Annotated in this window: 1 protein-coding gene and 1 pseudogene; one reads left to right on the top strand and one right to left on the bottom strand. The window is 62.2% G+C overall.

The window, feature by feature from the left end; genetic code table 11:
* Positions 1 to 68: 68 nt before the first annotated feature.
* Positions 69 to 572, bottom strand: coding sequence for an alcohol dehydrogenase catalytic domain-containing protein (locus tag VI25_RS23015; RefSeq protein WP_055562986.1), 504 nt, complete (start codon positions 570 to 572; stop codon positions 69 to 71).
* A gap of 189 nt (positions 573 to 761) precedes the next feature.
* Between VI25_RS23015 and VI25_RS23010 the strand changes: the two are divergent.
* A pseudogene (locus tag VI25_RS23010) lies at positions 762 to 957 on the top strand (hypothetical protein); the annotation flags it as partial.

Below are 957 nucleotides of genomic sequence, written 5' to 3'. Positions count from 1 at the left end.
CGTTACGCGGGCGCCGCGCTGTTTGGCCAGCTGGACAGCAAACAGGCCCACGCCGCCGCTGGCACCGTTTATGAGCACCTCCTGGCCGGGGCCCACTGCCGCCAGCTGGTCGACAATCTGCAGGGCGGCAAGCCCGTGACCGGCAGGGCCGCGGCCTGGTCAAATGAAATGTTGGCCGGCTTGGGAGCAATGGTTGCCTCGGTAACCACCACGTACTCGGACAGGGCTCCGCCGGTGAAGACCTCCAGAAAGCCGAATACCGCGTCGCCAGATCGGTAACCCGTGACACCGGCGCCCACTTGGGATACGATGCCAGCAAAGTCGATACCGACGCCTTTCGGAAATGTTGAGCCCGACATAAGTTTCATCTCGCCGCGGTAAATCTTCCAATCGAGGGGGTTGATGGAAGCGGCTTTTACCTGAATCAGCAGCTGATTCGAGGCAATGGTGGGGGTGGGCTGCTCGCGCACCGCTAGCACCTGTTCGTCGCCAAAACGGTCATACATTACTTTACGCATGGGGTTGCTGGGGTAAAGGAGCCGCAGGAGCCAGGTTTTGCTTTGCTGCGGCATGGGGTTGAAGAAAGTCGCTGAGCAAAGGTGCAGGGGCAACCACCGCGGCCGGTAGCGCAAAACGGCGCAAAAACAGTCCGATCCGACAGCACGACTTGGCTGCCCGATCGGACTGTTTTTGCGCCGCTTCGGAGTGGCGAGCGTGGGTACCGGCGCCCACCTTTGCCGCACACTTTTCGCTACACGATAATGGACACGCACAAATCAGCCCCCGCCATCCTGGGGCCCCAGCAGGGCCAGACGTTGGCCGTCATGGGCAGCAATTACCGCATTCTGGCCGCTGGTAAGGATACGGCCGGTGCCTACGCTACCATCGACATGCTGGTGCCGCCCGGCGGCGGCCCTGGTCCCCCACGCCCCACGCCGACATCGAGGGAAACTTTCT

The organism is Hymenobacter sp. AT01-02, from assembly GCF_000961955.2.
In the GTDB taxonomy this organism is placed as follows: Bacteria; Bacteroidota; Bacteroidia; order Cytophagales; family Hymenobacteraceae; genus Hymenobacter; species Hymenobacter mucosus.
The sequence above is the reverse complement of the archived record's forward strand: the minus strand, read 5'-3'. Positions and strand labels throughout refer to the sequence as shown.